10 protein-coding genes are annotated in these 12946 nt (G+C 72.0%); 4 read left to right on the top strand and 6 right to left on the bottom strand.

Annotated elements, in window-relative coordinates; translation table 11 throughout:
• Positions 1 to 545: 545 nt before the first annotated feature.
• The 4 genes from AC1PME_RS12030 to ptsP all read right to left on the bottom strand — a co-directional run bounded on the left by AC1PME_RS12030 (position 546) and on the right by ptsP (position 7162).
• Entirely contained in the window at positions 546 to 1820 is a 1275-nt protein-coding gene (locus tag AC1PME_RS12030) for a carbohydrate porin (RefSeq protein ID WP_481095992.1), read from the bottom strand.
• Between the two features lie 92 nt (positions 1821 to 1912).
• Positions 1913 to 3643 carry a PTS fructose transporter subunit IIC gene (locus AC1PME_RS12025; protein WP_481095991.1) on the bottom strand — a complete coding sequence of 577 codons (1731 nt, stop codon included), beginning with the start codon at positions 3641 to 3643 and terminating at the stop codon, positions 1913 to 1915.
• Between the two features lie 55 nt (positions 3644 to 3698).
• Positions 3699 to 4652, bottom strand: coding sequence for a 1-phosphofructokinase (gene pfkB, locus AC1PME_RS12020; RefSeq protein WP_254458244.1), 954 nt, complete (start codon positions 4650 to 4652; stop codon positions 3699 to 3701).
• Positions 4649 to 7162, bottom strand: coding sequence for a phosphoenolpyruvate--protein phosphotransferase (gene ptsP, locus AC1PME_RS12015; protein WP_481095990.1), 2514 nt, complete (start codon positions 7160 to 7162; stop codon positions 4649 to 4651). The genes pfkB and ptsP overlap by 4 nt, the downstream gene beginning before the upstream one ends.
• A 162-nt stretch (positions 7163 to 7324) precedes the next feature.
• Between ptsP and AC1PME_RS12010 the strand changes: the two genes are divergently transcribed.
• A complete protein-coding gene (locus tag AC1PME_RS12010; protein WP_254458242.1) occupies positions 7325 to 8305 on the top strand; it encodes a LacI family DNA-binding transcriptional regulator in 981 nt (326 codons plus the stop codon).
• Between the two features lie 108 nt (positions 8306 to 8413).
• Here the strand turns inward: AC1PME_RS12010 and AC1PME_RS12005 are convergent, their stop codons facing one another.
• Together AC1PME_RS12005 and AC1PME_RS12000 are read right to left on the bottom strand one after the other, a co-directional pair.
• On the bottom strand, positions 8414 to 8587 hold the full coding sequence (locus AC1PME_RS12005; protein ID WP_254458241.1) for a hypothetical protein: 174 nt from the start codon (positions 8585 to 8587) through the stop codon (positions 8414 to 8416).
• 16 nt (positions 8588 to 8603) lie between these two features.
• On the bottom strand, positions 8604 to 8927 hold the full coding sequence (locus AC1PME_RS12000) for a transposase (protein ID WP_307550874.1): 324 nt from the start codon (positions 8925 to 8927) through the stop codon (positions 8604 to 8606).
• Between the two features lie 365 nt (positions 8928 to 9292).
• On the opposite strand from AC1PME_RS12000, the gene AC1PME_RS11995 reads away from it, so the two are divergent.
• From AC1PME_RS11995 to AC1PME_RS11985, 3 genes are all read left to right on the top strand, one after another.
• Positions 9293 to 10582, top strand: a complete 1290-nt coding sequence (locus tag AC1PME_RS11995; RefSeq protein WP_254458239.1) for a nucleotide sugar dehydrogenase — start codon at positions 9293 to 9295, stop codon at positions 10580 to 10582.
• Positions 10583 to 10741: 159 nt separating this feature from the next.
• On the top strand, positions 10742 to 12364 hold the full coding sequence (locus tag AC1PME_RS11990; RefSeq protein ID WP_254458238.1) for an FMN-binding glutamate synthase family protein: 1623 nt from the start codon (positions 10742 to 10744) through the stop codon (positions 12362 to 12364).
• 17 nt (positions 12365 to 12381) lie between these two features.
• Positions 12382 to 12858, top strand: coding sequence for a GNAT family N-acetyltransferase (locus AC1PME_RS11985; RefSeq protein ID WP_481098107.1), 477 nt, complete (start codon positions 12382 to 12384; stop codon positions 12856 to 12858).
• Positions 12859 to 12946: the final 88 nt, after the last annotated feature.

The following is a 12946-nucleotide window of genomic DNA, read 5'->3' as shown; positions in this document are numbered from 1 at the left end:
GGATCTCGATTCGCCGGCCACTTTTCGTTCCCGCAGGCGCCGACGGACCGGTGCAGGTTCACTGCGATCGGAATCACAGGGAAGGAAACGCACGAGGCCCCGGCATGCCGGGGCCTCGTGCGTTCTGCGTTCTGCGTGCGGGTGGGCGAGCCAGTGACCTGCGTATGCTCGCTGGTCCTGGCCCGCGGTCAGCAGCGCGTGGGGACGGTTGCGCTGCCGGCAATGCGGTCGAGCGTGCCGCACCTGCGCTCCACGCGCGTTCGCCCCGGCTGGCGCCGGCGCTGTGCCCGGTTTCCCCGGAAACCCAAGCGGGCCGGTTCGTACCTGGCAAGCGGATGCGGCCAGCCGCCAGGCCCTCTCGCGATGGCGCCTGCCCGCATCCGACGGCGAACCCGCGACAACACGGGGGTCGCCGCCGGGACATCCAGCGGGCGCCTCGGCAAACCACAACGTTCGCCGAGACATGCACCTCAAGGCGGCCCGATCACCTCAGCCGCGGTGCCCCGCTTTTACGATTCCCCCCTCCCGATTCCCGATTCCCAGCCTCAAAGCGTCCAATCCAGCCGCAAGCCGGCCACCAGGGCATTGGGCAGGTCGCGGGTGCGCGAGGGCTCGTTGAACTGGTCCGGATGCACGATGTAGTGCAGGTTCGGGGCGATGCGCAGTTTCGGGGTCACCTCGATGCCGTAGCTCAGTTCCATCATGGTCTGCGCGCGGTGCGGGGTGCCGCTGCCGCCGGCCGCGGCGCGGGCCAGGCGCAGGTCCTCCAGGGCCTCGTCGCTGTAGTGCTGCTGGGTGACGACGAAGGCGATGTTGTCGTTCGGGCGGCTGGCGAAGGTACCGCGCTGGACCAGGCCCAGTTCCAGGAAGTGGTCTTCGATCAACTGCCCGGAGGTGCCCTTGAGCACCGAGCCGAACAGCACCAGGCCGCGGTTGCTGTCCGGGTCGGGGCGGGTGACCTGCTGTTCGAAGCGGAAGAACGCGCCGGAGCGGCCGTTGCGGGTGGCGTAGTCCAGCCCGCTCAGCCGCGACGGGTTGCCGTTGCGGTCGTTGAGCGGATCGCGGTAATCGGAGTTGTCCTGCCAGCCGCCCAGCTCGTACAGCGCCGGCAGGCGCGCGCCGCTGGCCTGGGTGCTGTAGCCGATCGCGTAGGGCACGATCACCCCGGTGCGGTCGTTGGTGCTCCAGTTCAGGCCGTGCTGGCCGCGCTCGGCCTGGATCGGGTTGACCTCGTAGGCGCCGACGTGGACGTAGACGTTCGGCGTCACCCAGGCCTTGGCGTGCGCGGCCCAGCTCGACACCGGCCAGTAGGTGAAGTTGCTGGTGCGGAACACGAAGGTCGGGTTGCCGCAGGCCGAGTTGCCCTGGAAGTAGCCGCACAGCTCCGATCCCAGGAAGTGGATGTTGGCCACGCTGCGGCCGGCTTCCAGTTCCAGGCGGTCGTTGAACAGCTTCTGGTCGATGGTGAAGTTGGCCAGGCGCGTGCCCTGGCCGCCGTAGATTTCCTGCACCGAGGTGCTGTTGCCGATGTTGCCGTTGGCCAGGTTGGTGCCGTGGCGGTTGATGCCGTAGACCTTCAGCGTGGCGCCGTTCCAGCCCATCAGCCGTTGCAGGTCCACGTCGGTGCCGAACATCAGCTGTCCGGCATAGGCGCTGCCCTGGTGCTTGCCGCCGTCCAGCGAGACCGCGGCCTCGCCGGTATAGGCGAGCTTGGGCGTGAACGCGTCGCTGGCGTCCTGGGCGTGGGCCAGCGGCGCGGCGAGGGCGAGCGCCAGTGGGGCGAGGGCGAAGGGCAGGCGCGAGACGAGGGAATGGGACATGGGTGGGACTCCTCAGCAAGGGAAGGCCGGCGCGCCGCCCACGGCGGCGGGGAGGGGCATCGCCAGGGCGACGCGCCGGCGCATGGACGGGACTAGGCGACGACCGGCTTCTTGAGCACCCGCAGCGCGACCGCGGTGACCACGGTGCCGGCGAGCAGCGCCACCAGGTACATGCCCAGGTGGGTGACCGCATTGGGGATCGGCAGCACGAACACGCCGCCGTGCGGCACCTTCAGTTCGGCGCCGGCGGCCATCGAGATCGCGCCGGCCAGCGCCGAGCCGAGCATCAGCGCGGGGATGGTGCGCAGCGGGTCGCGTGCGGCGTACGGGATCGCGCCTTCGGTGACGAAGGCCAGGCCGAGCACGCCGGTGGCGGCGCTGCTGCCGCGCTCGTCCTGGGTGAAGCGGTTGCGGAACACCCAGGTGGCCAGGGCGATGCCCAGCGGCGGGGTCATGCCGGCGACCATCGCCGCGGCCATCGGCGTGTACACCTGGCTGGCGATCAGGCCGGTGGAGAAGGCGTAGGCGGCCTTGTTGACCGGCCCGCCCATGTCGAAGGCCATCATCGCGCCCAGCAGCAGGCCCAGCAGCACCGCGCTGCTGCCCTGCATGCCGCGCAGCCATTCGGTCAGCCAGGCCAGCAGCTCGGCCACCGGCTGGCCGACCACGTAGAGCATGGACAGGCCGACCAGCAACGTGCCCAGCACCGGCAGGATCAGCACCGGTTTCAGGCCTTCCAACGTGCGCGGCAGCTTGATCGCCCGGTTCAGCGCGGCCACGCCGTAGCCGGCGATGAAGCCGGCCAGGATGCCGCCGATGAAGCCGGCGCCGAGGTTGGCCGCGACCATGCCGCCGATCATGCCCGGGGCGATGCCGGGGCGGTCGGCGATCGAGTAGGCGATGTAGCCGGCCAGCGCCGGCACCATCAGGGTGAAGCCGGCCTTGGCGCCGATCTGGAACAGCGACCAGGCCAGGGTGCCCTTGTGCGCGTCGTCGAAGGCGTAGATGCCGCCGAGCGCGAACGCCAGCGCGATCAGCAGGCCGCCGGCGGTGACGAACGGCAGCATGAACGACACGCCGGTCATCAGGTGCTTGTACGGCCCCGCGGAGCGCCCGCCCTGGGCCTTGGCCGGGGCGCCGCCGCCGTTGCCGGCGGCGTGCACGCTGGCCTCGGCCAGGGCCTTGCGGATCAGTGCCGGGCCGTCGTTGATCGCCGGCTTGGTGCCGCTCTTGAACAGGCGCTTGCCGCCGAAGCGGCCCAGGTCGACCTCGCGGTCGGCGGCGATCAGCACCAGGTCGGCGGCGGCGATCTCCTCGGCGCTGAGCGCGTCCTGCGCGCCGACCGAGCCCTGGGTTTCCACCCGGATCTGGTGGCCCAATGCCTTGGCCGCCTGCTGCAGACCCTCGGCGGCCATGAAGGTGTGGGCGATGCCGGTGGGGCAGGAGGTGATGGCGACGATGCGCTTGCTGCTGCCGCTGCCAGCGCTGGCGGCCGTGGCGCCCACGGCGGCGTCGGACGCCGCCGCGGCCAGCAGCGGCGCCAGCACCGCGCCGGCGTCGGCCAGCACCGCGTCCAGCGCGCTGCGCTGCACGCTGCGGCCGCCGAAGCGGGCGGCATCGGCGTCGCCGTCGCCGACCAGCAGCAGCAGCGCGGCGGCGGGCGCCGCGGCCAGGTCCAGCGGGGCGATCACGCCCTGCGGCGTGCGCACCTCGGCCTGCAACACCGCGCCCCGCAGCGTGGCGGCATGGCGCAGCGCCTCGGCGGCGAGGACGGCTTCGGTACTGCGATCGCCGGCGGCGATCACCACGAGAATCGGATTCATGCGGGCTCCCGATGAGCGCAAGAGGGCGCGGCGCACAGCGGCGACGCGGCGGAAGTCATGACAGGGTCTCGAGGCCGACCGCGGCGGCCAGCTCGGCCAGGCGCTCGCGCGGCAGGCGGCGGGCGACGCCGCTGCCCAGCGTGGCCACGGCGAAGGCGGTAGCCTGGCGCGCGCAGGTGGCCAGGTCGGCGTCGGCGCGCAATGCCGCCACCAGGCCGGCGACCATCGCGTCGCCGGCGCCGACGCTGCTGCCGCCGGTCACCTGCGGCGGCTGCGCCAGCAGCGCCTGCTCGCCGCGCACGAACAGCGCGCCGTCGCTGCCCAGCGACACCGCGACCAGGCCGATGCCACGCGCCAGCAGGGCGCGCGCGGCGCCGAGCAATTCGGCGGTGCTGGCCAGCGGCGCGCCGGCCCACTCCTCCAGTTCGTGGCGGTTGGGCTTGATCGCGAACGGCAGTTGCGCGCGCGGGGCGTCCAGTGCGGCGTGCAGCGGCGCACCGCTGGTGTCCAGCAGCACCCGCGCGCCGGCGGCCGCGGCCTGCGCCTGCAGGTGCCGCCAGGTATCCGTGGCCAGGCCGCCCGGCAGGCTGCCGCAGAGCACCACCGGCAGGCCCGGGCGCAGCAGGTCGGCCAGGCGCGCGCCGATGGTGTCGAGCTGCGCCTGGTCCAGCGCCAGGCCGGGCAGGTTGATGTCGGTGGTGGCGCCGCTGTCGGCGGCGACCAGCTTGAGGTTGGTGCGGGTGTCGCCGGGCACGCGCAGGCAGCGGTCGTCGATGCCGCGGGCGGCGAACAGCGCCTCGAACGCCTGCGCGTTGTCTGCGCCGAGCGCGCCGAGCGCGGCGCAGCGCAGGCCGGCGTCGGCCAGGCAGGCGGCGACGTTGATGCCCTTGCCGCCGGCGATGGCGTGGGCGCTGCGCGCACGGTGCACCTGGCCCGGTTGCAGCCGGTCGATCGCCACGGTCAGGTCGATCGCCGGATTCAGGGTGACGGTGACGGCATCGACGCTCATGCGCCGGCTCCGCCGTCGAGCGCGCGCACGTCCGCCGCGCTCTCGCAGTCCAGCGCGCGCTGCGCCAGCGCCTGCAGCGCGTCCAGGCGGCTGCCGCGCAGGCGCGCCTTCACCGCCGGGATGTCGTTCGGGGTCATCGACAGCTCGTGCACGCCAAGCCCGGCCAGCAGCGCCGCGCCGAACGCATCGCCGGCCAGCCCGCCGCACACGCCGACCCAGCGGCCGTGGCGCGCCGCGCCCTCGACGGTGGTACGGATCAGCCGCAGCACCGCCGGATGCAGGCTGTCGGCCTCGGCGGCCAGGTCGGGGTTCTGCCGGTCGATGGCCAGGGTGTACTGGGTCAGGTCGTTGGTGCCGATCGAGAAGAAATCCGCATGCTTGGCCAGCGCGTCGGCCTGGATCGCCGCCGCCGGCACTTCGATCATGATGCCCAGCGGCACCTCCGGCGCCTGCAGTTCCGCACGCAGGCGCTCGCATTCGGCGCGCAGCGTCAGCAGTTCCGCGACCGAGGTGATCATCGGGAACATGATCGCCAGGCGCGCGCCGTCCTTGGCCGCGCGGTACAGCGCGCGCAGCTGCGGTTGCAGCAGGTCGGCGCGGCGCAGCAGCAGGCGCGCGCCGCGCACGCCGAGGAACGGGTTTTCCTCGCGCGGCAGGTTCAGGTGCGCGACCTGCTTGTCGCCGCCGATGTCCAGCGCGCGCACGATCAGCGCGCGGCCGTCCAGCGCCTGCGCCATCGCCGCGTAGGTGGCGTACTGCTCGTCCTCGCTGGGGGTGCTGCCGCGCTCCAGGAACAGGAATTCGGTGCGCATCAGGCCCACGCTCTCGGCGCCCTGCGCCAGCGCCGCGGCGACCTGCTCGGGCAGGTTGACGTTGGCGCCGATCTCCAGGCGATGGCCGTCCTCGGTCTGCGCCGGCTGGTTGCGCTGCTCGGCCTCGCGCGCGCGCAACTGCTGCTGTTCCTCGATGTAGGCGCGGGCCGAGGCCAGGTCGGCCTCCGACGGCGCCAGGTACAGGCGGCCGCTCGTGCCGTCGACGATGACCGTGGCGCCATCCTCCAGATCCAGCAGGTCGGCGCCGCCGGCGACCAGCGCCGGCAGGCCGAGGGTGCGCGAGAGGATCGCGGTATGCGAGGTCGGGCCGCCCACCGCGGTGGCCAGGCCGAGCACGCGGCTGGTGTCGAGGTGGGCGGTGTCCGACGGCGACAGGTCGTGCGCGAGCAGGATGCACGGCGCGGTCGGCAACTGCTCCAGGCTGCCGCCGGCCAGGCTCGGATCCAGCTGCGCCAGCACCCGGCGGCCGACATCGCGCAGGTCGCTGGCGCGGCCGGCGAGCACGGCGTTGCCCAGCGCCGAGAGCCTGTTGGCCAGGCGCTCGACCGACTGCTGCCAGGACCAGGCGACGCCGTGGCCCTCGACCATCAGCTGGCAGGCCAGGGTGATCAGATCGGTGTCGTTGAGCAGTTCGGCCTGGGCGCGGAAGATCGCCGCGTCGCCGGCGCCGAGGCGGCGCCGGGTGTCGTCCTCGATGGCTTGCAGTTGCGCGCGGGTGCGCTGCAAGGCGTCGTGCAGCAGGGCGCCGCCGTCGCTCAGCGGCACCGGCGTGTCCGCCACCGCGACCTCGTGGCCGGCCAGTTTGTGCACCACGCCGATCGCCAGGCCCGGGCTGGCGCCGATGCCGACGATGGCCGGCTGCGCCTGCGGCGGGGTCCAGCCGGCGAGCGGTGCGGCGCGGCGTTGCGCGGCGGCCTCGGCGTCGGCCTGCTCCTGCGCGGTCAGGGCGTCGATCACGCTGCGCAGCCGCGCCAGCGCCGCGGCGGCATCCTGGCCTTCGGCCGAAATGGTCACGCTGTCGCCGGCGTGCAGGCCCAGTTGCAGCAGCGACACCAGGTTCTTGGCGTCGCCGACCTGGTCGCCGGCGCGCACCTGGATGCGGGCGGCGAAGCCGCGCGCGGTTTCCACCCAGCGCGTGGCCGGACGCGCGTGCAGGCCGGTGGGATAGCGCACGGTCCAGTCGAAGCGCTCGGCCAGGTCGCTGGCCGGCGCGGTGGGCGCGGCCGGGGCCGCATCCTCGCTCAGCGCGGCGACGATCGCCTGCGGGTCGTCGCTGGCGAACAGCGCCTCCAGCCGCGGCTGGTCCTGGATCAACCGGGTCAGCCGCCGCAGCAGGGCGATATGGGTGTCGGACTGGGCGGCGATGGCGACCACCAGGTGCGTGGTCTGGCCCGGGTTCCACTCCACGCCGTCGCGCAGCTGCAGCACCGCGATGCCGTCGCGGCGCACCAGGTGGCGGTCCTCGCCGGTGCAGTGCGGGATCGCCACGCCGTGGCCCAGGAAGGTGTTGGCCAGCGCTTCGCGGCGCAGCATGCTGGCCTCGTAGGCCGGCGGCACGCAGCCGGCGGCGACCAGCAACTGCGCCGCCTGGGCGATCGCGTCGGCCTTGTCGCGGGCCTGGACATCGACCCGGACCAGATCGCTGGAAACCAGGGGGGAGGAGGGCGTCTGGGACACGCGGAATCCTTGAGGGTGGGCGGCGAGTGGCGCGCAGTGTGGGAACGTTCCCAGTCAATCGTCAATGTGCAGTGCACAAATCCTTCGGAAATGCCCGGTGTTACCATCGGGAAACGCCAGCCGACAGGGGGTCGAAATGAAAATGATGCGGGAACGTTGCCAGTGAGCGTCAGCATTCATGACGTGGCCCGGGTCGCTGGCGTCTCGACCTCGACGGTATCGCGGGCCCTGGGCCAGGGCCCGGTCAGCGAGGAAGTGCGGGCGCGGGTGGAGGCGGCGGTGCGCGAAACCGGCTACCGCCCCAACCTGATGGCGCGGCGGCTCCGCTCGCAGCATTCCGGCGTGATCGGCCTGATCGTCGCCGACATCCGCAATCCGTTCTTCACCGCCGCGATCCGCGCGGTCGAGGACGTGGCCTACCGCGCCGGCATGCGCGTGATCCTGTGCAATACCGACGAAGACCCGCAGCGCGAGGCGTTGTATCTGCAACTGATGCAGGAGGAGCGGGTCAGCGGGCTGATCTTCGCCCCCACCCGCACCACCCAGAGCCAGTTGGGCAAGTTGGCCTTCGACCATCCGGTGGTGCTGCTGGACCGCGCCGGCAAGGGCGGCGCGCACGACAGCGTGGTGCTGGACAATGCCGCGGCGATGGCGGCGCTGGTCGATCATCTGGTCGCCCGTGGCGCGCGCCGCATCGGCGGTCTGTTCGGCAAGACCAGCAGCACCGCCGCCGAGCGCCGCGACGGCTATCTGGAGGCGGTGCGCGGGCACGGCCTGGCGCCGGACTACCGCGAGGTGACGCCGAGCGCCGAAGCGGCGATCGCCGAGGTCCAGGCCTGGCTGGCGCAGGCGCCGCGGCCGGACGCGCTGGTGGCCAGCAACAGCCTGCTGCTGATGGGCGCGCTGAAGGCGGCGCGCGGCGCCGGCCTGCGCATTCCGCAGGACCTGGCGCTGGCCGGCTTCGACAACGAAAGCTGGACCGACCTGGTCGAACCCGGCATCACCGTGATCGAACAGCCGGTGGAAGAGATGGGCCGCACCGCGATGTCGCTGCTGCTGGAGCGGATGAACGCGCCTGCGCTGCCGACCCGCAAGGTGGTGCTCAGCGGCCGCTGCATCGTGCGCGGATCGAGCCTGCGTTGACCGCCGCGGGGCTTTGTCCGCTGCCCGCGCGCAGGTGAGGCGGAGCGCGCGGGGCGCTGCGGCGACCCTGATCTGCCGCAGCGGGGGCCTCGCGGATCGCCTGCTCGCTTATTCGCTACCGTCCGGACGCGGATAGTCGTGCTCGGGATCGGCGTGGTCGTGCTTGGGATCGCTGTCCGGTTGGTCGCGCTCTTTCCACTGCGCGTCGTCGTTGCGCAGCTTGTCGGGCGTGTGGCTGCGCTGCTGCGAATCGTGGGCGTTGTCGCGGTTGGGCGTTGCCATGGCGGGACCTCGTGGATCAGGCGGGGGTGTGCGCCGGATCGGGATTGCGGTCGCGCTGCTCGGACCCGTCGAGGCGTGCCCAGCAGGCCACGACCAGGGTTTCGGCATCGCTCCAGGCGATGCGCGGCCAGGGATGCTCGGCGTCGTAGCGCTGACGCAGGCGCTGCAGTCGCACGTCGTTGGATTCGCGCGGCAATTGCAGGAACACGTCGCAGGCCATCTTGATCAGGCGCGCATGCTCGCTGAACGACTGCGACCCCAATTGGCCCGCCGCGTGCAGCGCTTTCCAATGCGCCAATTCGGCTTCGACATCCACGAGCAGGCTCGGAGCGTGACTCACGCGAGTTCTCCTTGAGTGAGAGGGATAGAGGGAGGCGGGTGGTGCCCCCCTGGCAACGACCGCTGCACCACCCTAGGCGGTGGCGCGTAAAGGCGAGGTGGTGCTCATGTGGTGTGCATGACAAAACCCTTGCGGGTGTCGCCACAAAGCGTGATGCCCACCGCCGACTTTCACGCATGGCGTCGTGAAGGCGACCATCGCCGCGCGTGAAGACGCACCACGCGCGCGAGCGCGGTGTTCCGCGGATCGGCTTGGTCTGCGCCGCTCGCACGCCTTACCATGGGCGGCGTCCGCGTGCGCGGGCGCCCCGACTTCCACCATCACGCGCCGACGGCCGCCGCTGCCGGCGCCCGTAAAGGACTGGCATGCCCGTTGCCCCTGTGCTCGATTCCGCGCCGCCGCGCATCGCCGTGATCGGCCTGGGCTACGTCGGCTTGCCGCTGGCGGTGGCGTTCGGCGCCCGCCACGACACGCTCGGCTACGACATCGACGCGCAGCGCGTGGCGCAACTGCGCGCCGGGCACGACCAGACCCTGGAACTGGAGGCCGAGGAGCTGCGCGCCGGCGTGCACCTGCGCTACAGCGACGACGCGGCGGCGCTGCGCGACCGCAACGTGTACATCGTCACCGTGCCGACCCCGATCGATGCGCACGAACAGCCGGACCTGCAGCCGCTGCGCCAGGCCAGCGAACTGCTGGCCGGCGTGCTCAAGCGCGGCGACCTGGTGATCTACGAGTCCACCGTCTATCCGGGCACCACCGAAGAGGTGTGCGTGCCGCTGCTGGAGCAGGGCTCGGGATTGCGCTGCGACGTCGATTTCCATTGCGGCTACAGCCCGGAGCGGGTCAACCCCGGCGACCGCCAGCGGCGCCTGGCCGACATCCGCAAGATCACCTCCGGCTCGAACCCGGCCGCCGCCGACGCGGTGGACGCGCTGTACGCCGGCATCATCGCCGCCGGCACCTGGCGCGCACCGTCGATCCGCGTTGCCGAGGCGGCCAAGGTGGTGGAGAACATCCAGCGCGACGTCAACATCGCCCTGGTCAACGAGCTGGCATTGATCTTCGACCGGCTCGGCATCGACACCCAGGACGTGCTGGACGCCGCCGGCACCAAGTGGAACTTCCTGCCGTTCCGGCCGGGCTTGGTCGGCGGCCACTGCATCGGCGTGGATCCGTACTACCTGCTGCACAAGTCCGAGAGCGTGGGCTACCACCCGGACCTGATCCACACCGCGCGCCAGGTCAACAACCGGGTCGGCGCCCACGTCGCCGCGCGGGTGCAGGCGCTGCTGGCCGGCAAGGGTGTGGCGATGGCCGAGGCCGCGGTGCTGGTGCTCGGCGTCACCTTCAAGGAGAACTGCCCGGACCTGCGCAACAGCCGCGCGCTGGAACTGGTGCAGGCACTGGCCGCCGCCGGCGCCCGCGTCGATGCCTGCGATCCGTGGGCCGATCCGCAGGCGGCGCAGGCGCACGGCGTCGACCTGTCGCCGGAACCGGTACCCGGCCGCTACGACGCGGTGGTGCTGGCGGTGGCGCACGCGGCCTACCGCGACCTGGACGCGGCGCAGATCCGCGCGCTCGGCAAGCCCGGTCTGGTGGTCTACGACGTCAAGTCGGTGTGGCCGCGCGCGGCGGTGGACGACCGCCTCTAGGCACGCCGCCGGGAGCGGCTGGCCGTTCGCGCGGCGGTGTGGCGCGGGAGGCGAGCATCGGCAAGCTGTACCCGGGCGGAGCGGACCTCGCCGCCACTGCCGCGCCCGACCCGCGACACCCTCTACACTCGCCGGATTCCGACTCCTGCGAGGAACGCGATGCACCGTTACCTAGCCTATATCGCCAGTTGCGTGCTGCTGGCGCTGTCCATCGCCCTGTGCGCGATCTGGCCGCTGTGGGGCTGGGCCGTGGCGGCCTTCGCGATCCTGGCGGGACTGGGCACCGTGGACCTGCTGCAGACCCACAGCACCCTGCGCCGCAACTATCCGATCCTGGCGCATTTCCGCTACGGCCTGGAATCGGTCGGCCCGGAGATGCGCCAGTACTTCCTGCAGAGCGACATCGAAGAAGCGCCGTTTTCGCGGCAGCAGCGCGCCCTGGTCTACCAGCGCGCCAAGAACGTGATGGACGTGGTGCCGTTCGGCACCCAGCGCAGCACCTACGCGCCGGATTACGAATGGATCAACCATTCGCTGGCCACCAGCGAGATCGCCGACCACGATTTCCGGGTCACCATCGGCGCGGACTGCGCGCAGCCGTACGCGGCCAGCGTGTTCAACATCTCGGCGATGAGCTTCGGCGCGCTGTCGGCCAACGCCATCCGCGCGCTCAACGCCGGCGCGCGCCAGGGCGGCTTCTACCACGACACCGGCGAGGGCTCGATCTCGCCCTACCACCGCGAGTGCGGCGGCGACTTGGTGTGGGAGATCGGCTCGGGCTACTTCGGCTGCCGCGACGAGGACGGGCGCTTCGACCCGCAGCGCTTCGTCGCCAACGCCACGCTGGAGCAGGTCAAGATGATCGAGATCAAGCTCTCGCAGGGCGCCAAGCCGGGCCACGGTGGGGTGCTGCCGGCGGCCAAGGTCAGCGCCGAGATCGCCGCCACCCGTGGCGTGGCCATGGGCCGCGACTGCGTGTCGCCGTCGCGGCATTCGGCGTTCTCCACGCCGCTAGAACTGCTGCAGTTCGTGGCCCGGCTGCGCGAACTGTCCGGCGGCAAGCCCACCGGCTTCAAGCTGGCGATCGGCCACCCCTGGGAGTGGTTCGCCATCGCCAAGGCGATGCAGGAAAGCGGCCTGTACCCGGATTTCATCGTCGTCGACGGCGCCGAGGGCGGCACCGGCGCGGCGCCGGCGGAATTCATCGACCACGTTGGCGTGCCGATGCACGAGGCCTTGTTGTTGGTGCACAACACCCTGGTCGGGCTGGACATCCGCGAGCGCATCAAGCTCGGCGCCGCCGGCAAGATCACCAGCGCCTTCGACATCGCCCGCACCCTGGCGCTGGGCGCAGACTGGTGCAACGCCGCGCGCGGCTTCATGTTCGCGCTGGGCTGCATCCAGTCGCTGAGCTGCCACAGCGACCGCTGCCCCACCGGCATCGCCACCCAGGACCGTCGCCGCTGGCAGCATCTGGACCCCACCGACAAGGCCACCCGGGTCGCGCACTACCACGCCAACACGCTCAAGGCGCTGCGCGAACTGCTCAGCGCCGCCGGGCTGACGCATCCTTCGCAACTGGGGCCGGAACACATCCTGCGCCGCATCTCGCAGGTGGAGATCCGCTCGCTGGCCTCGCTGTACCGCTACCTGGAGCCGGGCGAGCTGCTGCGCACGGTGCCCGACCACGCGGTCTTCCACGACTACTGGGGCGATGCGCGCAGCGATTCGTTCCAGCCGCCGGAGCGGATCCGGCGCCTGCGCGACAGCAAATCGGAATGAGCGACACGGCGCTGCCGGTGCGGTTGCGGCCTGGGCTGCACGAGGACATTCCGACGCTGTGGGCGTTGCGCACCCGCTGCGTGCGCGAGGTCTGCAGCAGCCATTACCCGCCGGAGGTGATCGCGCGCTGGTCGGCGGCGCCGGCGCCGGCCGGGTACCGTGCCCTGGTCGCTGCCGGCGGCGCCCTCGTCGCTGAGGATGCCGCCGGTCGCGTGCTCGGGTTCGGCATCGCCGACCTGGCGGGTGCCGAGATCGACGGCCTGTTCGTCGACCCGGCGCTGCGCGGTGGCGGCCTCGGCCGGCGCCTGCTGCAGGCGCTGGAGCAGCGCCTGGACGCCTGCCCGCGCATCCATGTGGCGGCGGCGCTCAATGCGGTGCCGTTCTACCGAGCGCAGGGCTATGCGGTGGTGCGCGAGGGGCGCTATCCCCATCCCAGCGGGATCGCCCTGGACTGCGTGTTCATGGAGAAGCCCGGCGCGACGGCGCCACGCTGAGGTCGGTATCCCACAACATTGCGCCGATGCGGCGGCCGCGGCTTTTTTGCGCTGCCGCATCCGCGGCGCATGCTCGCCATCGCTGCCG

The sequence above is a fragment of the Xanthomonas sp. NCPPB 901 genome, from assembly GCF_056725085.1.
This window is presented reverse-complemented; position numbering and strand designations above follow the sequence as displayed.